The following is a 19,252-nucleotide window of genomic DNA, read 5'->3' on the forward strand; positions in this document are numbered from 1 at the left end:
AAAGGCACTTTTGACCGATCAGTAGGCTTCGGAGCTATGGCCAACGGGTTGGACGGCACGCCGTATGTGGAGCTGAGCCGCAAGCAGTGGGGCGAGCTCCGCAAGAACACGCCGCTGACGCTCACCGAGGAGGAGCTCGCGGAGCTGCGCGGCGTCGACGACCCGATCGACCTGGCCGAGGTCACCGACATCTACCTGCCGCTCACCCGGCTGCTCAACCTCCACTTCACCGGGGCCAGGCAGCGCGGCGCGGCGGTCAGCACCTTCCTCGGCGCCGGGCAGCGGCCCTCGCCGTACATCCTGGGCATCGCGGGCAGTGTCGCGGTCGGCAAGTCGACCACCGCCAGGCTGCTGCACACCCTGCTGGCCCGCTGGCCCGAGCACCCCAGGGTCGACCTGGTCACCACCGACAGCTTCCTGTACCCGAACACGGTGCTCACCGAGCGGGACATCATGCACAGGAAGGGCTTCCCCGAGAGCTACGACCGGCGGGCCCTGGTGCGCTTCGTCGCCGACGTCAAGGCCGGTCTGCCCGAGGTCAGCGCCCCGGTCTACAGCCACCTTGAGTACGACATCGTCCCCGGCGCGGTGCAGACCGTGCGCAGGCCGGACATCCTCATCGTCGAGGGTCTCAACGTCCTGCAACCGGCTCCTCCGACGGCGCTGGCCGTCAACGACTACTTCGACTTCTCCATCTACGTGGACGCCAAGGTCGAGCACATCCGTGACTGGTACGTCGACCGCTTCCACAAGCTGCGCCGTACGGCCTTCGAGGACCCCAAGTCCTACTTCAGGCACCTGGCCGAGCTGTCCGAGGAGGAGGCGACCGCCTTCGCCAAGGACATCTGGCGCGACATCAACGAACGCAACCTGGTCGAGAACATCGCCCCCACCAGAGGCCGCGCGGGCCTGGTCCTCTACAAGGGCCCCAACCACTCCGTCCGCCGCGTACGGCTACGCCGCATCTGAGGCTCACTCCTGGCCTGTCAGGTGGTTCTCCCAGGCCCAGGCCAGGATCCCCACCCGGTTGCGTACGCCCAGTTTGGTCTGGACGCCTGACACGTGTCCCTTGACGGTGCTCAGCGCGATGAACAGTTCGTCGGCGATCTCCTGGTTGGTGCGCCCCCTGGCGATCGCCCGCACGACCTCGACCTCCCGCGCGGTCAGGGAGTGCGCCGGAGACGCCCCGGTCGTGATCCGGGCGCCCCGGGTGGCGAGGTGACGCAGCAGCCGCAGTGTGATCGACGGTGAGATGAGCGCGTCCCCGGCGTACGCGGCCCGCACCGCCTCGACCAGCAGGGACGGACCGGCGTCCTTCAGCACGAACCCCGCCGCGCCGCAGCGCAACGCGCCGTGGACGTACTCGTCCAGGTCGAACGTGGTGACCATGACCACCCTGGGCGGGGCCTCGGCCAGGGCGCGGGCCACCTCGATCCCGTCGAGGCGGGGCATCTGGACGTCCACCAGGCACACGTCAGGGCGCGTCCTGCGGGCCCGCTCGATCGCCTCGACGCCGTCGCCCGCCTCGGCGACCACGGTGATGTCGGGCTGATCCTCAAGGATGATCCGCAGACTGGCCCGGATCATCGGCTGGTCGTCGGCCAGCAGCACCCGGATGGTCATGGACGCCCTTCCGAGAGAGCCGGCTCCAGGAGCGCAGCCGACCTCGGGAACGCGAGCCGCTTCGAGAGCGCGGCCGGCCTCGGGAACGCGGGCGGCTTCGAGGGCGCGGGTGACGTCATCGGCGTCCACCCGTGGGAACGGTGGCACGGACGGACCAGCCCGGCCCCGGGCGGGGACCCACGGTCAGGGTGCCGCCGACGGCTTCGAGGCGTTCGCGCATCCCGATGAGGCCGTACCCGGCACGACGGAGGCGGGCGGGCGCCCGTGAGGCGTCGTCCGTGACCTCGACGGTGACGACGGCGTCCGCCTGGGTGATGTCGACGGCGACCGTGCCCGCGTGCCGGGCGTGCCGGGCGACGTTGGTCAGCGACTCCCGTACGACCCGGTACACGGTGCCGCTCACCTCGGGCGGCCAGCCGGACGGCTCGGCCTCCAGCCGCAGACGCACCCGGCCCTTGAGGCCCTCGAAGCCCTCGACCAGTTCGTCGAGCCGTTCGTGGCCGACGGGAGCGCCGTCGCGCAGGAGGCCGACCACGCGGCGGGTCGCCGCCAGGGCCTCGGAACCCGCGGTCTCGATGTCGGCGAGGGAGCCATCCGTCCTCTCCGGGTGCTTGCGGGTGACGAGCCGGGCCGCCTGAGCCTGGAGCACGATGCCGGCGATGTGGTGGGCGGCGACGTCGTGCAGCTCCCTGGCCAGCTCAAGGCGCTCGGCACGCCGTATCCGCTCGACGACGGCACGGCGGCGGACGGCGAGCAGCCGGAAGGTCAGGCCGGTCGCCAGGCCGGTGAACCAGACCAGGCCACCCAGCACCGGTACGGCCGAGCCGGGATGGGCCAGGAGACCGCCCGCCACCACGGCCAGGCCCCCGACGGCGACACCGCAGGCCGTACGGACGGGGAGCGTCCTGACCGCGGAGCCGGCGAGCACCGCCAGACCGAGGGAGACGGCGGGACCGGGTTCCGCCGGCAGGTGGACGAGCCCGCTGACGAGGACGGCGAGCGCCGCCACGGTCAGGCCCGCGACGACGGTCCTGAGCGGGTCGCGGCGGCGGGCCAGGGCGAGCGCGCACACCGACGCGCCGGTGACCGCGTCCAACGGCCAGTGCCCCGCGCCCCAGCTGTCGGCGATCCGGTACGCCTGGAAGGCGACGGCCGCCGCGAACACGATGCCGAACACAGTGCCGAGCCCGGCGCCGGCCAACGTCCTGAGCCGATCGGGTGCCTGCACGGTGTCCAAGGCTAGGAGAGGGGGTCACCTGGCCGGTACCGGCCGAAAGTACCGTTCCGGCCCTGCTTTGCGCCGATGTGAGAGGCGGGTCGTGGTCCGCAGGATGAGGCCCCATGTCATATGAACTCCGTCAGCGACGTCCGCGGATCGCGGCGCTGGACGTGATCCGCGGATTCGCGCTGTGCGGGATCCTGCTGGCCAACGTCCAGCCGATCGCCAACGCGGGCAGAACGGTCATCCTGGAGGGACAGGCGAGTCCCACGGACCTCTGGCTGGGTCTGTTCGTCGAGCAGCGCTTCTATCCGATCTTCTCGCTGCTGTTCGGCGTCGGGTTCTCGCTGCTGCTGAACTCGGCCGGGGAGCGAACCGCCCGGCCCCGGCTCCTGCTGACGCGCAGGTTGCTGGCCCTGCTCGCCATGGGGGTGGCGCACCATCTGCTCCTCTGGGAGGGCGACATCCTGGCCGTCTACGCCCTCGTCGGACTGGTGGTGCTGCTGCCCTCGACCTGGTTGCCCCGGTGGGCGGTGGCGGGGCTCGCGGCCGTACTCCTCACGGGCGCGCTGGCCCTGGCCGGTGGGCCGTTCTCGCTGGTGCCGGGACTCTTCCTGCTGGGTTCCGCGCTGACCCGGTACGGGGTGACCGACCGGATCGAGCGCTCGACCCGGGTCCCCGCGGCGCTCGGCCTCCTCCTGGCCGTGCTCGCGGTGCCCGTGGTGTGGCTGCAGGTCAGGGAGGTACGGTTCACCCTCACCCTGGCGCTGGCGGGTCTGCTGATCGCGGGCGTGTACGTCTGCGGGACGCTCGTGCTGCTCAGGACGCCGCTGCGGGCCGTACTGGAGAGCGTCTTCGCGCCGCTGGGACGGATGGCGCTGACCAACTACCTGACCGCCACCGTGCTCGTCCTGGCGGCCACCCGTCTGGTTGGCGGGGTTCCGCAGGAGTGGTCGACGGCCACGGTCCTGGCGATCGCGGGCGTCATCATCGCCGTCCAGTGGGTGTGGTCGGCGCTCTGGCTCAGCCACTACCGCCAGGGACCGGTCGAGTGGCTGTGGCGATGGATCACCTGGGCCCGCCGTCCCGCCCTACGCGCCTCGTGACCACGGTGCCGAGAGGGTACGCGGCGCCCGCACTAGGGTTGCCCCGTGCTGCATTTGCGCGTGATCAGTCCCCCTGGACACACCGAGGACGTGCTCGGGCTGCTCGACGACGCCGTCGGGGTGACCAACCTCGTCGTGCTGCCCGGTGTGGCCCGTTCCCCCAGGGGCGACCTGGTCCAGTTCGACGTCGCCAGGGAGGCCGCCAACGAGGTGATCGAACACCTCCAGCACCTCGGCCTGCGCGCGGAGGGCTCGATCTCCGCCGAGCAGATCGACCTGTCCATCTCCGAGGCGGCCGACCGCGCCGAACAGGAGGCCCCCGGCGAGAGCGACGACGCCGTGATCTGGTCGGAGCTCGCCACCCGGGTCGCCGCCGAGTCCAGGATCACCTGGGCCTTCCTCGCCTTCCTCGCGATCGCCACCCAACTCGCGGGCATCGGCGTCGTCACCGACTCACCGATCCTCATCGTCGGCGCGATGGTCCTCGGTCCCGAGTTCGGCGCCGTCGCCGCCATCTGCTTCGGCCTGCTGCGCCGTGACGGACGGCTGATCGCCGGAGCCCTGCGCGCGCTGGCCGTCGGCTTCGCCTTCGCCATCGCGGTCACCCTCGCCTGCGCCCTGGTCTCCCGGGGACTCGGCTGGATCGGGCCGTCCAGCCTCAGCCGGCACGACGAGATCGAGTTCATCGTCAAACCCGACCGGTGGTCGTTCATCGTGGCGCTGCTGGCGGGCGCGGCCGGGGTGCTCTCGGTCACCGCGGGCAAGTCGTCCGCCCTGGTCGGCGTCTTCATCTCGGTCACCACCGTCCCGGCCGCCGGATACTTCGCGGTCGCCGCCTCCCTGGCCCGCTGGGACGACATGACCGCCTCCGTCATCCAGCTCGCGGTGAACATCGCGGGCATGATCATCGCCGGTACGGCCACGCTCCTCGCCCAGCGGGCCTACTGGGCGAGGTTCGGAGTACGGCTGCCCGCACGGCCCCGCCGGGGGACACCCTGGGAAAAGCCCTGAGAGACAGACGTCCCGACCGAACTTTCGGACGATGCGCCACTCGTCCGTGTGGGTGAGGAATTACCCCCATCCGCTAGGTAGGGTCCGAGCATGACCATCCTCGCCACCGAGGGACTAACCAGACGCTTTCCCCGGGTGACGGCGCTCGACCAGCTCACCGTGAGCGTGGGTCCCGGCGTCACCGGCCTGGTCGGCGCCAACGGCGCGGGCAAGTCCACTCTCATCAAGATCCTGCTGGGCCTGCTCGACCCCTCCGCGGGGAGGGCGCAGGTGCTCGGCATGGACGCCACGACCCAGGGCGCCGAGATCCGCCGGGTCGTCGGTTACATGCCGGAGCACGACTGCCTGCCCCCCGACGTGTCCGCCACCGAGTTCACGGTGCACATGGGGCAGATGTCCGGCCTGCCGCGTACGGCCGCCAGAGAGCGCGCCGCCGACGTGCTGCGCCACGTGGGCCTGTACGAGGAGCGCTACCGCGTGATGGGTGGCTACTCGACCGGCATGAAGCAGCGGGTCAAGCTGGCCCAGGCGCTGGTGCACGACCCCCGCCTGGTCTTCCTCGACGAACCGACCAACGGTCTCGACCCCCAGGGCCGCGACGAGATGCTCGCGCTGATCCGCAGGATCGGCACCGAGTTCGGCATCAGCGTGCTGGTGACCTCCCACCTGCTGGGCGAACTCGAACGCGTCTGCGACCACGTCATCGTGATCGACGGCGGCAGGCTGCTGCGCTCCTCCTCGATCGAGGAGTTCACCCAGACCACCCAGACGGTCACGGTCGAGGTCGAGGAGGGCCGCCAGGCGCTGGCCGCCCGCCTGACCGAGCTGGGCGAGACCGTCGCCGAACACGGCCGGGCCCTCCTGGTCCAGGTCCGCGCGCCGGAGACCTTCGACACGCTCCGCGACGCCGTCTGCGACCTCGACCTGTGCCTGGTCCGCATGGAGCAGGGACGCCAGCGCATCGAGGACGTCTTCAGAGAGCCGGTCAGCAGGGAGTCCGCCGATGTCTGAGCCGACGGGTGTCATCCACGACATCGGATACCGCCACTACGACGGGGTACGGCTCGGCCGCAGGCACGCCACCGTGGCGCTGGCCGTGCACAGCCTGCGCGGGGTGTTCGGCCTCGGCCGTACCGCACGGGCGAAGATCATCCCCTTCCTCATCGTGGGCGCCATGATGCTGCCCGCGGTCGTCTCCATCGCGGTCATGGCACTGCTGCGGCAGAGCGTGATGACCTACACCTCCTACGGCGTCACCATGCAGGCGGTGCTGGCGGTCTTCCTGGCCTCGCAGTCGCCGTACGCCGTGGCGCCCGACCTGCGCTTCCGGGTGCTGCCGCTCTACCTGTCCCGCCCGGTGACGCTGTGGGACTACGTCGGCGCGAAGCTCGCGGCGATGGTCACGGCGATGTTCCTGCTGCTGGCCGTACCGCTGACCGTGCTCTACATCGGTGAGCTGGTCGTCGACATGCCGGACTCCTCGCCCACCGGCAACTACCTGACGGCCATGGCCGGGGCGTTCGTCTACGCGCTGCTGCTGTCCTGTGTCGGCGTGGCCATCGCCTCCTTCACCCCGCGCCGCGGCCTCGGGGTGGCCTCCGTCATCGCGTTCTACCTGCTCACCTCGGCGGTCTCGACCCTCGTCTCGGCGACCATGGAGTCGGTGAACAACTACACCGCCTCCGGCTGGGCGTTGATGATCAACCCGTTCTTCCTGGTCGACGCGGCGGTGCACGTCGGAATCTTCGGTGCCGCCCCCTCCTCCCCCGTCGTCTACCCGAGCGGTGGCGGCGCCGTCGCGCTGCAGTCGCTGGTGGTGGTCGCGCTGATCGCCCTGTCCGTGATCGCCCTGGTCACCCGCTACCGGAAGGCGGCCGCGCGATGAACATCGAACTGGCCCAGGTCTCCCGCTGGTACGGCAACGTGGTGGCCGTCAACGACGTCACCATGACCGTCGGTCCCGGCGTCACCGGCCTGCTCGGCCCCAACGGGGCGGGCAAGTCCACGCTGCTGCACATGATGGCCGGATTCCTGGCCCCCTCCGGCGGCACCGTGACCCTCGACGGCGTCAAGATCTGGCGTAACCACGAGGTCTACCGCTCCATCGGCCTGGTCCCCGAGCGCGAGGCCGCCTACGGCTTCCTGACCGGCTGGGAGTTCGTGCTGTCCAGCGCCAGGCTTCACCGGCTGTCCGACCCCGAGGGCGCCGCCCGCAAGGCCGTCGCCACGGTCGAGATGGAGACCGCCGCCGAACGCAGGATCGAGACCTACTCCAAGGGCATGCGCCAGCGGATCAAGGTCGCCGCCGCGCTCGTGCACGACCCCCAGGTGCTGCTGCTCGACGAGCCGTTCAACGGCATGGACCCACGTCAGCGCATGCACCTGATGGACCTGGTGCGCGCCATGGGCGCCGCGGGCAAGACCATCCTGTTCAGCTCGCACATCCTGGAGGAGGTCGAGCGGGTCGCCCAGCACATCGAGGTGCTGGTCGCGGGCCGCCACGCGGCCACCGGCGACTTCCGTGAGATCCGCCGCAGGATGACCGACCGGCCCCACGTGTTCCGGGTCCGGTCGAGCGACGACAGACGGCTGGCCTCGGCCCTCATCGCCGACGGTTCCTCCAGTTCGGTCTCCCTCACCCAGACGGGCCTTGAGGTGCAGGCGGTCGACTTCCGGCGGTTCACCTGGCTGCTGCCCAGGGTCGCCAGGGACGCGGACGTGCGGATCTGGCAGATCTCCCCCGCCGACGAAGACCTGGAGAGCGTCTTCTCCTACCTGATCAACAGGAGCAGCTGACCCATGAACGCTGTCATCGCCGGAATCTCCTACCGCGCGCTGCTCGGCCGCAGAAGGATCTGGCTGCTGGTCCTGCTGCCGGTCCTGCTGATCGCCCTGGCCGTACTGCTGCGGATGATCAGCGGCGGAAGCGAGCGGATCGCGGTCGAGTTCATGCAGAAGTTCGCCCTCGGCGCCATCCTGCCCCTGCTCGGCCTGATCGCCGGGACCGGTGTGATCGCCCCCGAGATCGACGACGGAACGATCGTCCACCTGCTGTCCAAGCCGATCTCCCGCCCGGCCGTCGCGCGGACCAAGTTCCTCGTCGCCGCCTCGGTCCTGGCGGTGTTCGCCGCCGTGCCGACCCTCGTCGCGGCCTACCTGCTGGTCGGCTTCGAGTCCGGCATCGCGTTCGGCTTCGCGATCGGCGCCCTGGCCGGGGGCTTCGCCTACGCGGCGCTGTTCATGCTGCTCGGCGTCCTGACCAGGCACGCGGTGACGGTCGGCATCGCCTACGCGCTCATCTGGGAGGGCGTGGTCGGCAACTTCGTCCCCGGTGCCAGGAGATACTCCATCCAGCAGTGGGCGCAGACCGTCGCCGACCAGGTCTCGTCCTCGTCGTTCCTGTCCAGCGACCTCACCATCGGCTTCGCCGCGACCGCCCTCCTGCTGATCACCGCCGGAGCCGTCCTCTGGGCGGGCCAACGCCTACGCTCCTTCTCCCTGACCGGCGACGAGTAGGCGACCCCTGCGAGGCCTGCCGGAACCGTCGACGGGCCAGGGTCCCTGACGCACAACCGGGCCCCACTTGTGAGCCGTCCCGGGACGGTCCACGAGTGGGGCCCTTCTCTCCGTGTCATCACGCCGCCGCAGAGGCCGGGCAGGCCCGGATGTTCCGGTTCTCCCAACAATCCATCGGTCGCCCGCATCCAACCAGTGTGGTAACCCGCAGAATCTGAGATGCGAAGGGGCCTGTTTCGTGTACATCGGTGAAAACGAGGGACCGGTAACACTTCTTTCGACAGGTACGAAACGCCACGCGGAGAACCGGCGATGATCGGGACCGTGCTCCGCACCGAGGAGCTCCCCGCCTCCGACCGGTTCGCCCGGTGGCACGAGACGACGTCGCGGGCCCTGGTGCCCGTCCTGGCGCGCAGCGACCAGGAGGCCGACTTCCGCGCCACCACACACGTGCTCGCCCTCGGCCCGGTGCAGGTGCACGTGATGACCTGCCCGCCCCTGCGTCTGTACCGCACCTCCGCGCTGGTCCGCCGGTCCGACCCCGAAACGTACTGCCTTTCGTTCGCCCGGCGTGGCGCGACACAGACGACCCAGTTCGACAGGCAGACGACCGCCGGCCCCTGGGAGATGTCGTTCTGCGACACCTCGCACCCCTATCACGGCCGTATCGTCGCCGACCACACCGGCAGCTTCGAGGGCGTCGTCCTGCAGATCCCCAAGGCCGTGCTCCCGTTACCCGCCGACAGGCTCACCTCTCTCGCCGCCACCCTGCTGCCCGCCCGTGACGGTGTCGGCGCCCTGCTACGCCACCACCTGGAGGCGCTGGTACAGCACACCTCCGGCTACACCGCAGCCGACACCACCCGCCTTTCTGCCGTCACCGTGGACCTGTTCGCCGCAGTGTGCGCCCACCACCTCGACACCGTCCTGCCGCCGGAGACCGACCGGCAGGTGCTGCAGAAGCGCATCCACGCCTTCATCCAGCGCAACCTCGGTGATCCCACGCTGGGCGCCGAGGCCATCGCCTCCGCCCACCAGATCTCCGTGCGCCACCTGTACCAGCTCTTCCAGGAACAGGGCCTGACCGTGGCCGCCTGGATCCGCCAACGCCGCCTGGAGCACTGCCACCGCGACCTGGCCGATCCCGCCCTGCGCTCCCAGCCGATCCACCTCATCGCCGCCCGCTGGGGCTTCGCCAGCAGCGCCCACTTCAGCCGTGCCTTCCGCGCCGCCTACGGCGTCTCCCCGATCGGCCACCGCTCATCGTCCGAACGGGCCGTGGCGTGGCCGTGACCCGAAGGCGCAGAAATCGCCAACGACAATCGCGGAATCCATCGATGACATATCAGCGATGAACCGAAAAACCAGTCCCATGGCGTGCCACGGAACACCTCAAGTACCGGAACACGGCCCTTGGGAAAGCGAAACAAGAAAGTCCGCGAAAGAGCCCCGGACGGCACGGCGATCCGGCGGCGCACCCCCGTGAACGGCGAAACGCCCGGCGCGCCAGGCGCGCCGGGCGACGATCGCCACGGCTCCGGCCCTCACGGACCGGCCGTCACATCCCTCAGACGCAGGCCGTACGGACGACGTCGGCCAGATGGCCCGCCATCCGCTCGGCCTGCTCCGCGGAGGAGGCCTCGACCATGACGCGGATCATGGGTTCCGTGCCGCTCGGACGGATCAGCACCCGTCCGTTCTCCCCCAGCTCCAGTTCGACCGCGGCGACCGCCGCGGACAACTCGGGCGCGGAGGCCTTGGCGCGGTCCACATCCTTGACGTTGACCAGGATCTGCGGGAGCCGGGTCATCACCGAGGCGAGCTCGGCCAACGGCCTGCCCGTACGGGCCACGACCGACAGCAGGTGGAGTGAGGTCAGCAGACCGTCCCCCGTGGTGGCGTGGTCGAGCAGCAGGACGTGTCCCGACTGCTCCCCACCGAGGTTGTAACCACCGGCCCGCATGGCTTCGAGCACGTAACGGTCACCGACGGCCGTCTCGATCACGTCGATGCCCGCGTTCCGCATCGCGATCTTGAAGCCCAGGTTGGACATCACCGTGGCCACCACGGTGTCGCCGACCAGCTTGCCCTCCGCGTGCATGAAGGTGGCGAGGACCGCCATGATCTGGTCGCCGTCGACGACCTCTCCGGTGTGCGAGACCGCCAGGCAGCGGTCGGCGTCCCCGTCGTAGGCGATACCGAGGTCCGCCCCTCTGGAGACCACGACCTGCTGGAGCTTGTCCAGGTGGGTCGAACCGCAGCCCGCGTTGATGTTGAGACCGTCAGGACGGGTCCCGATGGTCTCGACGGTCGCCCCGGCTCTGCGCAGTGCCTCGGGCGCCACCATGTGGGCGGCCCCGTGCGCGCAGTCGAGGACGATGTTCAGGCCGTCCAACCGGCCGGAGACCGTGGACAGCAGGTGGGAGACGTAACGGTCGGCCTCGCCGTACGCCTCGCGGACACGGCCGACGTCCGAGCCGACGGGGCGGTCCCACTTCTCGCCGAGCCGTTCCTCGATCTCGTTCTCCACCGCGTCGGGCAGCTTGTAGCCGCCGCGGGTGAGGAACTTGATCCCGTTGTCCGGAGCGGGATTGTGGGAGGCGGAGATCATCACGCCCATGTCGGCTCCGAGAGCCGTGGTCAGATACGCGACCGCCGGGGTTGGCAGCACGCCGAGCCGGAGAACATCCACGCCAGACGACGCAAGGCCGGCGACCACAGCGGCCTCCAGGAACTCTCCTGAAGCCCGCGGGTCCCGGCCCACGACGGCGACCGGGCGGCCACGCCGCCCGACGCTGGCGTTGAACGCCCCGGCATCGCCGAGGGCATGAGCGGCCGCCACGGACAGGTCCATGGCGAGCTCGGCCGTGAGGTCGCGACCCGCGACCCCACGTACCCCGTCGGTGCCGAAAAGGCGCCCCAACTTAACGCTTGCTGTACTGCGGAGCCTTACGGGCCTTCTTGAGGCCGTACTTCTTGCGCTCGGTGGCGCGGGCGTCACGGGTCAGGAAGCCGGCCTTCTTCAGCGGGGCGCGGTTGACCTCGACGTCCAGGATGGCCAGCGCGCGGGCCAGGCCCATGCGCAGGGCACCGGCCTGGCCGGTGACGCCGCCGCCGTCGATGCGGGCGATGACGTCGAACTGGTCCTCGGCGCCGAGCGTCACGAAGGGCTCGTTGACGATCTGCTGGTGGACCTTGTTCGGGAAGTAGACGTCGAGCGGACGGCCGTTGATCGTCCACTTGCCGGTGCCCGGCACGATGCGGACACGGGCGACGGCCTCCTTGCGGCGGCCGGTGCCGTAGGAGTTGCCCGTGGTGATGGGCTTACGGACGGCGGCCTCGCCGCTGACAGTGGACTCGGAGGTGTACTCGGAGGGGAACTCCTCCGTGGAGTACGTTTCCTGCTCGCCCTCGATGGGCGTCTCGACACCGGTGGGCTCAGCCACGGTTCTCCTCTTACTTTCCTTCTTGGCGCAGGCCGTCCGGCCAACGCTGCTGGCGATAGTCAGCCGGTGGCTACTGGGCGATCTGGGTGAGCTCGAAGGGGGTCGGGCGCTGAGCCTGGTGCGGGTGCTCGGAACCCGAGTAGACCTTGAGCTTCTTGATCATCTTCCGGCCGAGGGCGTTCTTGGGGAGCATGCCCTTGACGGCCTTCTCGATGGCGCGGTCGGGACGCTTCTCCATGAGCTCGCCGTAGGTCATCGAACGCAGGCCACCGGGGTAGCCCGAGTGACGGTACGCCTTCTTCTGCTCAAGCTTGTTGCCGGTCAGCGCGACCTTGTCGGCGTTGATGACGATGACGAAGTCACCGGTGTCGACGTGGTTGGCGAAGATCGGCTTGTGCTTACCGCGGAGCAGGATCGCGACGTGGCTGGCCAGCCGGCCAAGCACGATGTCGGTGGCGTCGATGATGAACCACTGACGCTCGACTTCGGCAGGCTTGGGTGTGTACGTGCGCACGGTCGTATGCCTTCTTTGCTCGCGTCTTCGGCGCTGTCGGAGATGACAGCAACATGGTCGGTAGGTGCGGGCACACGACAGCCCGGACCTTCCGTCTCCCAAGACGCAGGAGATGACGCCGGACGCGCCGCGCATCGGTCCACCGAGGGGACCAATTCGCACACAACGAACTAGCAGGGTACCGGCGCGGACGAGCACGGGTCAAAACCAGGCCGCGTCCCACCGGTGTCCCCGAGCAGTCTACCCGTACGGCGTCACCCCGCCGGACCACCGCCACGATCGGTCTTCTCGTTCTTCATAGAACGGTTCCAACACGTTCTTGACATTCTCTTCTTCCTCAGCACAAACATCTCTATCTTTGGCAGCGGAATGTGGCAGCTCCCTCACCTTCGCGACACCCAGCGGACCGGTCTGCGCCGTATGGGGCTGTTCGCCTGCCTGATGACGGTGCTGCTCCTGGGGTATCTCATCGGGCGGGGAAGCCGTGACGAGGAAACCCCGAAGATCTATCTGAACAACGCGGGACCGGCACGACCGACGCAGACGGTCGCCGCCGAACAGGGATACTCCGCCGGCCGTCCCCTTCTCGGGCGGGTCATCCGTCCCACCCCCTCTCCCGCGAGGCCGAACACGTCCCCGAGTCCCCGCGCCACCAACCTGCCCCGGGCCCCCCTCGACGACCTCGGCACCGACAACGGCCCTCGCTACATCATCGGCGGGGACAACCAGAACATCGGCGGCAGGGAGAACACCGTCACCTCCGCCGCCCCGCTGAGCTCCCTGGAGAGGGAGTTCGTCAGGCTCGTCAACGTCCAGCGCAGGCGGGCAGGATGCGCGCCGTTCCGGGTCGACAGGCGGCTCGTCCAGTCGGCCAGGGCCCACTCCGCCGAGATGGCCGCCAGCGACGTCTTCTCCCACGCCTCCCCCGACGGACGTTCGCCCTGGCAGCGGATGGAGGACGCGGGCTACCGCAACGGAGGCGCGGAGAACATCGGCCGGGGCTTCGCCACGGCCGCCGACGCGGTACGGGGCTGGCTGGCCAGCACCAGCCACCGGGGCAACATCCTCAACTGCTCGCTCAAGGCGACCGGGGTGGGCGTGATGGGCGGTATCAGCGGCCCCTGGTGGACTCAGGACTTCGGCTACTCCTGAGTGAACCGGCCCGGGGAGCGGGCTAGTCTCTGCGGCATGGGTTTTCCCGGGGAACCGCCGCGCCGCCAGCCGTACGTCCAGCCTGATGGCCCTGAGGCTCAGGTCCCGCCCGCACGGGGAGAGCACTGGTTCGACCCCGCTCCGCAGGGCCCCGGCACGGGAGAGCGCCCCGCCGAGACGCCGCCGTACGGCACGGCCCCCGGACGCACCTCCGCCCCCGGCACCGTGCCGGGCCCCCTTCCGGGGGCACGGCCTCCCGCACCGGCCCCCGACGCCTCCGGCCCCTCCGCCCCCGAGCCCCCGGAACGGGGCCAGAAGATGTCGCGGGGGCAGAAGATGTGGAGCCCGTACGACGAGGGTCCGCGCTCGCGGCGGCCGCTGTACGTCGTGCTGGGCGCGCTCGCCGTGCTCGTCGCGGGTGGCGTCGGCCTCACCATGCTCGTGAACTCCGACTCCACGCCCTCCCCCGGCACGGCCGCCCCCACACGGAGCTCAAGCGCCCCGGTCGTCCCCCAGCCTCCCGGCGGCAAGTTCGGCTTCGCGGCCGCCCGAAAGACCGATCCGTACGCGCTCACGCTCAACGAGCTGTTCCCTCGCAAGAAGGTCTCCTACGGCGGCCGCAGCTATCTGATGACGGTCCGCAGGGTGGACAAGAAGTGCAAGGACGCCGTGGTCGGCGACAAGCTCCAGAAGGCGCTGGCGGCGGGCAAGTGCACCCAGCTGCTGCGGGCCAGCTTCCGCGACGCCTCCGGGAAGATCATCGGAACCGTGGGCGTCGCCAACCTCAAGACGTCGGCCGCGGCTGCCAAGGTCGTCTCGGCGGGGGCGGGCAAGTCGCGCAAGGAGTACCTCAAGGCGCTGCCCGGTAAGGACAAGGTCACCAAATCTCTCGGCTCCGGCGAGGCGTTCGCCGGAGGGTGGCGGCACGGGCACTACGCCGTGATGGTCTGGTTCCAGTTCAAGGACGGCCACCTGCCCAAGAAGTCCGAGGTCAAGCGGCTCAACCAGGCGGCCTTCGGAACCGTGGACGCCACCGTGACCCCGGCCCTCGAATCCCGTTCGCTGACCGGAAAGCGCCCCTGACCAAAGGTTCATACGGCAACTTCCCCGGATAAAACTGGCGGGCGATCCGGCCAGGAACACCCATACCCACATGATGATCTCTGGCTGTCGCTACTCTTCCACCTATGCGTGGCCAGGAATCCGGGTCCGAGCACAAGCGCGAAGCCGACGGTTCGGCCGCACCGGCGACGCCCCCGCCGAGTTTCGGTCAGCCTTCGCCGCACGTGCCGCGGACAGACCTCACAGGTGACGACCAGCTCCGCGAGTCTCCGGCATGGCCGGAGTCCTCGCCGGGAGCCGCCCAGCCATGGGTGGTGCCCGGCGACGGCGACACGCCCTACGACTGGTTCTCCGACCCCGAGGACGACCTTCCCACCCCGTGGCCCGGTGCCCGGCAGGAAGGACGGCACCCGGGCGGGACCGCTCAGCCGTACGGCCCCGGCGTCTCCCCTCCCGGGGGGACCGGGGAGCCTCCGGCCCGGCCGTGGCCGGACGTCTCCCCCGCGGTGCCCGCCGTCATCTCCTGGACCGAGAACCCCGGGCAGGGAGACCCGAACGGTGCCTCCGGCCTGCCGCCGCAGCCGTCGGCGGCCCCCGGGGAACCCGCTCCACCGTGGAACGACTCCCCCGAAGAGCCGCCGACCCGGCCATGGAGCGGCCCCGCCGCCTCCCGTGAGCCGTCCGGCCCGGCCGCTCCGCCGTCGTGGGGCGCCCCGCCTTCCTGGACCCCCCCGGCTCCCGACACGCGTCCAGGACCGCCGCCCTCTCAGGCCGGACCTCAGGAACCATCAGGACCGCAGGACCGGCCTGTCCTCCAGGGGCAGCCTCCCGTCCCGAACGCGCCGCAAGGACAGCACTCCGCTCAGATCGCCCCCCAGGGACAGATCCCTGTCCTGAACACACCACAGGGGCCGACCCCCACCCCGTACGTGCCGCAGGGGCAGCCCCCCGTCCAGGCCGGTCCCGCGCCGTGGTCCCCCGCAGGTCAGCCGGGGCCCGCGCCGGCCCAGCCTCCAGGACCGCCCTGGAACACACCGCCCGCCCAGCAGGGACCCACGTGGCAGGCACCGCCCGTCCCCGGTGGCCCTCCGGCCCAGCCGTGGGCCCCGCCCGGACCGCTGCCTGAACCACGTCCTGAATCACCGCCTGGGGCCTCTCCCGTCCCCGCCGCGCCGCCCGCGCCGCCGGGGCCGCAGCCATGGGGTCCCGTGACCGGAGAACCACAGGGCCAGACACCGTGGGCTCCTCCGGCCGAACCGGCGGGACCGCCGCTCTCCTGGGGCACGCCACCGCAGAGCGGCCCCGTCAACGCCCCTTCCCAGCCTTGGCAGGACGCTCCGCGCGACACGCCCCCGCAGTCCTGGCAGAACACCCCGTTCAACACGTCCCCGCAGGGCACCCCGCCCGGCGCGCCTCCGCAGCCCCAGCAGGAGGACCGCCCGCCGACGGCGGCGCCGGTCGAGCCCGACGCGCCGTCCTGGCAGCCTCCTCCGGCCTTCACGGCCGCCGCCGCGGGGATGCAGGTGTGGCCCTCCCCCGGACAGGACCCCAACGACGCCTCGCGGTGGCCCGCGGCCTCCGGAGAGCCTGTCTGGACCGAGGGCGCCGAGAACGAGACGCCACAGGGCGCAATCGCCGACGACGAGAGCACCGTCAGGGTCCGCAAGAGCGACCAGGCCCCGCTCCCCGTGCGTCGTGGGCGCGCGCAGGACAACTCCGGCTCCCCGGCGCCCCGGCCGGACGCCGCCCCCCAACCTCCCGTTCAGGGGCGGGAACAGGAGGCCCCCGGCCTCGAAGGCCCGCCCCCGGTGGAGAACGCCGCGCCGGACCAGGCTCCCGTTCCCCTGGGGGCCGACGCGCCCGGTGTGATCGACAGGACGTCGGCCCCGCCTCCCGAGCAGGGCGACCATCCGACCCCGCCCAGGGGCATACCGGTGGTCACGGCGCCGCTCGCCGCCCCGGCGGGCAATCCCCCTTCTGGCAGGCCGTCGGCCCCGCGCCCGCCGGCCGAGGTCGAGCGTGGGCCGTTCACCCCACCGTCCGCGGTCGTCCAGGAGATTCCGCCGCTCCCCACCGCTCCGCCGCGCAAGCGCGTCAACACCGTCCTGCTCGCGGCCGTGGTCGCCGTCGTGGTCGGCGGTACCGGCACCGGGGCCTTCTTCGCCTACCAGTCGTTCAACGCCAGGCGGTCGGCCAGCGCGGAGACCCCGGCCCCCACCGCCCCGCCCGTCGAACCCACCGACGACCCGAACGCCCCTCCCGAGCCTGACCCGATCAAGACCGAGATCCTCAACTCCGAGAAGACAGACCCGGGCAAGATGACCGTGGCCGACGCCTTCACCAAGAAGGTGACCCTGGCCGGTGCCACATTCGTCCGGGTCAAGACTGAGGTGACCGACAAGTGTGACGAGGCCGCGGCGGGCAGGTTCGCCAACACGTTGGCCACCCAGGACTGCCGCCAGGTGCTTCGGGCCACGTACGTCGACAGCAAACGCAAGTACGCCGTGACCACGGGAATCGCGGTACTGCCCACCCTGCAGTCGGCCGTCGAGGTCGACCGGACGAAGAACCTGGGCAGCAACCTGTGGTTCCGTGGCCTGCCGGGAGGCTCGGGCAGCGGAGCCGAACGCGTCGGCATCGCGGGCGGCTACGCCGCCGGCTTGGTCTGGGGACGCTACATCGTCTTCAGCTACGCCACCTTCAGCGACGGCCACACCCCGACGGCCAAGGAGAAGCACCTGGGCAAGGTCAGCGGCGCCTTCCGCGACGAGACCGCCAAGGTCATCGAACGCCGTATAACCAGCTGACCGGCACCGGTCACACGGCAGACCGCCCCTGAAGAGCGGGCCACCCCTGAGGACAGCGCCCGCCGTACGACCAGGCAGCACGCGCGGGACGGTCGCGGGTGGCAGGTGCCGCCCCGCGCCGTGGCCGCGCTGCGGTCGTCGATCGTGCTATTCGAGCAGGTGGCGGTTGGCTCGGCTCCATGCCAGCCGTATGCCCGCCTCGTCGAGGAAGCCGTTGGTGGTCGGCGTACCTGCTCGATGACGTCTCGTTGAACGTCGATGACCGCATCGATCAGACCCGTGGTCGAGGTCAGGCCGTAGGCCGTGGCGAAAAGCTCCAGGCGGTGACGCCGGTCGGGGGGCGTGGGGTAACGCAGCCAGCGCAGGCATTCGGCGTCGTCGCGGAACGGCGCGACGTACTCCAGCGCGTAGGCGATGTCGTGCAGTCGCGGCCTGGGCCGGGCGTAGTCCCAGTCCAGGATTCCCACGGGGCGTTCACCCTGCCAGACGATGTTCCACGGCCCGAAGTCTCCATGACAGATCACCTCGTCATCGCGTGGTTCCGCCTCGCCGCCGGACCATCTGAGTCCCTGAGGCGGGCGAAAGCCGGCGACCGCACGTCCGACCGGCTGCCGCCGTACAGCAACGGTTCTCCGATCGCGACAGGGACGAAGTCACCGCGTGGACCACCCTGACGGCCTCCGGCCGGACCGACGCGAGCCCGGTGCTTCCCAGGGCGGTCATGAGGGACGGTCGATGAACCCGGCCCGGCCGACCGGACCACGGCGAACGCAACCGGAGCCGATCACGTCCCCACCGTCAACAGATCGCAGGCGCCGGCCCCGCGACCGACCGCGACGAACGACGCGGTTCACCCGAGACTTCACGGCCCCGACCAGATCGCGCCCGCCGTACGGCCGGGCGACCGGATCACGCCTCGGAGGCTCCGAGCGTGCGCACCCGCCGGGTCAGCGCCGCCCGGCGCGCCAGCGCCTCCCCCTCCGGGTAACGCACCTCCTCAAGGCACAGACCGTGCGCGGGCGCGACATGCACCGCCGAGTCCCGTACGGCACGCGTCAGCACCTGCCCCGGCCAGTCGACCGGCAGGCGCCCCTCCCCGACCGGCAGCAGCGACCCGACCAGCGCCCTGACCATCGAGTGGCAGAAGGCGTCCGCGACGACCGTCGCCACCAGCAGGTCCCCCTCCCTGACCCAGTCGAGCCGCTGGAGCTCGCGGATCGTGGTCGCGCCCTCGCGCTTCTTGCAGAAGGCCGCGAAGTCGTGCTCGCCCAGCAGCGCCGACGCGGCGGCGTTGAGCCGGTCCAGGTCGAGAGGGCGGGGATACCAGACGACCTCGTGACGGCGCAGCGGGTCGCCCCCGCCGGGGGCGTCGCAGACCCGGTAGGCGTAGCGTCGCGACATCGCGGAGAAGCGGGCGTCGAAGCCCTCGGGGGCCACGGTGACCCGGTGGACCCTGACGTCGGCGGGCAGGATCCCGGCCAGCCGCCTGATCAGGACGGGCAGCCGGTCGGCGACCGGATCCTCAAGGGGAACCGCCTGGTGCCTGCTGTCCAGCGCGCCGAACACCTCGGGCTCCAGATCGACGTGGGCCACCTGTCCTCTGGCGTGCACTCCGGCGTCGGTCCGTCCCGCCACGGTCAGCGACGGGGGCTCCGGCAACCGGAAGACCTTGCCGAGCGCTTCCTCGATCTCCCCCTGGACCGTCCTGCGCCCCGGCTGCCGAGCCCAGCCTGAGAAGCCGGTGCCGTCGTAGGCGAGGTCAAGGCGCAGCCGTACCACGATGTCGTCCCTCCTGA

19 protein-coding genes are annotated in these 19,252 nt (G+C 70.7%); 11 read left to right on the forward strand and 8 right to left on the reverse strand.

Annotated features, from left to right (window positions below):
- Positions 1-66 precede the first annotated feature (66 nt).
- On the forward strand, positions 67-969 hold the full coding sequence (gene coaA / locus ABT340_RS36975) for a type I pantothenate kinase (protein WP_352015616.1): 903 nt from the start codon (positions 67-69) through the stop codon (positions 967-969).
- A 3-nt stretch (positions 970-972) separates the two neighbouring features.
- On the opposite strand, the gene ABT340_RS36980 is transcribed toward coaA, so the two are convergent.
- Both ABT340_RS36980 and ABT340_RS36985 read right to left on the reverse strand, forming a co-directional pair.
- On the reverse strand, positions 973-1,623 hold the full coding sequence (locus tag ABT340_RS36980) for a response regulator (protein ID WP_352015617.1): 651 nt from the start codon (positions 1,621-1,623) through the stop codon (positions 973-975).
- 115 nt (positions 1,624-1,738) lie between these two features.
- Positions 1,739-2,851, reverse strand: coding sequence for a sensor histidine kinase (locus ABT340_RS36985; RefSeq protein ID WP_352015573.1), 1,113 nt, complete (start codon positions 2,849-2,851; stop codon positions 1,739-1,741).
- A gap of 113 nt (positions 2,852-2,964) precedes the next feature.
- Here ABT340_RS36985 and ABT340_RS36990 point away from each other — a divergent pair, with 113 nt between their 5' ends.
- The 7 genes from ABT340_RS36990 to ABT340_RS37020 all read left to right on the forward strand — a co-directional run bounded on the left by ABT340_RS36990 (position 2,965) and on the right by ABT340_RS37020 (position 9,768).
- Positions 2,965-3,948, forward strand: coding sequence for a DUF418 domain-containing protein (locus ABT340_RS36990; RefSeq protein WP_352015574.1), 984 nt, complete (start codon positions 2,965-2,967; stop codon positions 3,946-3,948).
- Between the two features lie 45 nt (positions 3,949-3,993).
- Positions 3,994-4,959: a DUF389 domain-containing protein gene (locus ABT340_RS36995; RefSeq protein WP_352015575.1), complete on the forward strand. Its 966-nt coding sequence runs from the start codon at positions 3,994-3,996 to the stop codon at positions 4,957-4,959.
- Positions 4,960-5,049: 90 nt separating this feature from the next.
- A complete protein-coding gene (locus tag ABT340_RS37000) occupies positions 5,050-5,970 on the forward strand; it encodes an ABC transporter ATP-binding protein (RefSeq protein ID WP_352015576.1) in 921 nt (306 codons plus the stop codon).
- A complete protein-coding gene (locus tag ABT340_RS37005) occupies positions 5,963-6,844 on the forward strand; it encodes an ABC transporter permease (protein WP_352015577.1) in 882 nt (293 codons plus the stop codon). Before ABT340_RS37000 ends, ABT340_RS37005 begins: the two co-directional genes overlap by 8 nt.
- Positions 6,841-7,755 (forward strand): ABC transporter ATP-binding protein, encoded by a 915-nt coding sequence (locus ABT340_RS37010; RefSeq protein WP_352015578.1) that lies wholly within the window; start codon positions 6,841-6,843, stop codon positions 7,753-7,755. Before ABT340_RS37005 ends, ABT340_RS37010 begins: the two co-directional genes overlap by 4 nt.
- Before the next feature lie 3 nt (positions 7,756-7,758).
- On the forward strand, positions 7,759-8,475 hold the full coding sequence (locus ABT340_RS37015; protein WP_352015579.1) for an ABC transporter permease: 717 nt from the start codon (positions 7,759-7,761) through the stop codon (positions 8,473-8,475).
- 312 nt (positions 8,476-8,787) lie between these two features.
- Positions 8,788-9,768, forward strand: a complete 981-nt coding sequence (locus ABT340_RS37020; RefSeq protein ID WP_352015580.1) for an AraC-like ligand-binding domain-containing protein — start codon at positions 8,788-8,790, stop codon at positions 9,766-9,768.
- A gap of 274 nt (positions 9,769-10,042) precedes the next feature.
- On the opposite strand, the gene glmM is transcribed toward ABT340_RS37020, so the two are convergent.
- The 3 genes from glmM to rplM form a co-directional block, all read right to left on the reverse strand.
- Positions 10,043-11,398 (reverse strand): phosphoglucosamine mutase, encoded by a 1,356-nt coding sequence (glmM, locus tag ABT340_RS37025; protein ID WP_352015581.1) that lies wholly within the window; start codon positions 11,396-11,398, stop codon positions 10,043-10,045.
- Between the two features lies 1 nt (position 11,399).
- On the reverse strand, positions 11,400-11,921 hold the full coding sequence (rpsI, locus tag ABT340_RS37030) for a 30S ribosomal protein S9 (RefSeq protein ID WP_352015582.1): 522 nt from the start codon (positions 11,919-11,921) through the stop codon (positions 11,400-11,402).
- A gap of 70 nt (positions 11,922-11,991) precedes the next feature.
- A complete protein-coding gene (gene rplM / locus ABT340_RS37035; protein WP_352015583.1) occupies positions 11,992-12,435 on the reverse strand; it encodes a 50S ribosomal protein L13 in 444 nt (147 codons plus the stop codon).
- Between the two features lie 369 nt (positions 12,436-12,804).
- Here rplM and ABT340_RS37040 point away from each other — a divergent pair, with 369 nt between their 5' ends.
- The gene (locus ABT340_RS37040; RefSeq protein ID WP_352015584.1) at positions 12,805-13,587 is read left to right on the forward strand and encodes a CAP domain-containing protein; all 783 of its coding nucleotides are present in this window, start codon (positions 12,805-12,807) and stop codon (positions 13,585-13,587) included.
- A 36-nt stretch (positions 13,588-13,623) separates the two neighbouring features.
- Complete coding sequence (locus ABT340_RS37045) at positions 13,624-14,670, forward strand: hypothetical protein (protein ID WP_352015585.1); 1,047 nt, start codon at positions 13,624-13,626, stop codon at positions 14,668-14,670.
- 403 nt (positions 14,671-15,073) lie between these two features.
- Here ABT340_RS37045 and ABT340_RS37050 read toward each other — a convergent pair whose 3' ends face one another.
- Positions 15,074-15,394, reverse strand: a complete 321-nt coding sequence (locus tag ABT340_RS37050; protein WP_352015586.1) for a hypothetical protein — start codon at positions 15,392-15,394, stop codon at positions 15,074-15,076.
- A gap of 463 nt (positions 15,395-15,857) precedes the next feature.
- Between ABT340_RS37050 and ABT340_RS37055 the strand changes: the two genes are divergently transcribed.
- On the forward strand, positions 15,858-17,456 hold the full coding sequence (locus ABT340_RS37055) for a hypothetical protein (protein ID WP_352015587.1): 1,599 nt from the start codon (positions 15,858-15,860) through the stop codon (positions 17,454-17,456).
- On the opposite strand, the gene ABT340_RS37060 is transcribed toward ABT340_RS37055, so the two are convergent.
- The gene (locus ABT340_RS37060; protein WP_352015588.1) at positions 17,339-17,980 is read right to left on the reverse strand and encodes a phosphotransferase; all 642 of its coding nucleotides are present in this window, start codon (positions 17,978-17,980) and stop codon (positions 17,339-17,341) included. The two genes, ABT340_RS37055 and ABT340_RS37060, sit on opposite strands and share 118 nt — an antisense overlap.
- 385 nt (positions 17,981-18,365) lie before the next feature.
- On the reverse strand, positions 18,366-19,235 hold the full coding sequence (truA, locus tag ABT340_RS37065) for a tRNA pseudouridine(38-40) synthase TruA (RefSeq protein ID WP_352015589.1): 870 nt from the start codon (positions 19,233-19,235) through the stop codon (positions 18,366-18,368).
- Positions 19,236-19,252: the final 17 nt, after the last annotated feature.

Source organism: Streptosporangium sp. NPDC000239, from assembly GCF_040300765.1.
Taxonomy (GTDB): Bacteria; Actinomycetota; Actinomycetes; order Streptosporangiales; family Streptosporangiaceae; genus Streptosporangium.

Coding starts and splice junctions, on each gene's coding strand:
- ABT340_RS36980 (WP_352015617.1), bottom strand. CDS start 1,623: ATGACCATCCGGGTGCTGCTGGCCGACGACCAGCCGATGATCCGGGCC.
- ABT340_RS36990 (WP_352015574.1), top strand. CDS start 2,965: ATGTCATATGAACTCCGTCAGCGACGTCCGCGGATCGCGGCGCTGGAC.
- ABT340_RS37000 (WP_352015576.1), top strand. CDS start 5,050: ATGACCATCCTCGCCACCGAGGGACTAACCAGACGCTTTCCCCGGGTG.
- ABT340_RS37005 (WP_352015577.1), top strand. CDS start 5,963: ATGTCTGAGCCGACGGGTGTCATCCACGACATCGGATACCGCCACTAC.
- ABT340_RS37010 (WP_352015578.1), top strand. CDS start 6,841: ATGAACATCGAACTGGCCCAGGTCTCCCGCTGGTACGGCAACGTGGTG.
- ABT340_RS37015 (WP_352015579.1), top strand. CDS start 7,759: ATGAACGCTGTCATCGCCGGAATCTCCTACCGCGCGCTGCTCGGCCGC.
- ABT340_RS37020 (WP_352015580.1), top strand. CDS start 8,788: ATGATCGGGACCGTGCTCCGCACCGAGGAGCTCCCCGCCTCCGACCGG.
- ABT340_RS37040 (WP_352015584.1), top strand. CDS start 12,805: ATGTGGCAGCTCCCTCACCTTCGCGACACCCAGCGGACCGGTCTGCGC.
- ABT340_RS37045 (WP_352015585.1), top strand. CDS start 13,624: ATGGGTTTTCCCGGGGAACCGCCGCGCCGCCAGCCGTACGTCCAGCCT.